Source organism: Thauera sp. ZXT1-4 (assembly GCF_052598215.2).
In genome coordinates, this window is the sequence record NZ_JBQWSN020000118.1 from 1 (window position 1) to 824 (window position 824).

Genomic DNA, 824 nt, shown 5'->3' on the forward strand with positions numbered 1-824 from the left:
ATCATGAACCGCCTTCTCATAGCCCACACCCCCCTGGGCGACGCCCTGTGGGCGGTGAGCCTCGCCGGACGCGAGGCGATGTCCTCGCTGTACGGGTTCGACGTGCGCTTCAAGTCCCTGGACCCGAACCTGGACTGCCAGGCGATGATCGGCGAGCGCTGCGCGATCGAGTTGGAAGCCGACCGGCGCGGCAAGCGGTTTCTGGCGGGGCAGATGGTGCGTTTCTCGGCCATCGGGCGGCAGGGCCGGCACTGGGTGTACGAGGCCACGGTGGCCCCGAAGCTGTGGCACGCCTCGCGCCGCTCGGACTTTCGCATCTGGCAGAACAAGACCGTGCCCGAGATCCTCTACCAGGTGCTCGGGGAGAACGCGGTGCGCTTCGACATGCGCCTGAAGGCTACGTACAAGCGCTGGGAATATTTGACGCAATACAGCGAAACGGATCTCGACTTCATCTGCCGCCGCCTCGAGCACGAAGGCATCTTCTTCTGGTTCGAGCACGGCCCGGACGGCGAGACCATGGTGCTGGCCGACCACTTCACCAGCCACCCGGTCTTTCCCGGCTACGCCTCGGTGCCCTACTACGACGGCACCGAGGCCCGCGCCGACGCGGACCACTTCGACTTCTGGCGCCTGTCGCGCCAGGTCGAGACGGGCCGCATCACCCACACCGACTACGACTTCAAGCGCCCGGCGGCCGATCTGACCACCGAGCACAACGACCCGCGCGGGCATCTGTTCGACCACTACGCCCGCTTCGCCTGGCCGGGCAACTACGTGCAGACGGCCGACGGCAAGCACTACGCGGCCGACACGCTGGAGCG

At 67.0% G+C, this 824-nt stretch carries 1 protein-coding gene; it reads left to right on the forward strand.

Annotated elements, in window-relative coordinates; all coding sequences use genetic code 11:
- Nucleotides 1-824, forward strand: an 824-nt coding sequence (locus tag ACUH78_RS19390) for a type VI secretion system Vgr family protein (protein ID WP_510497621.1), incomplete at both ends; no start/stop codon positions are given.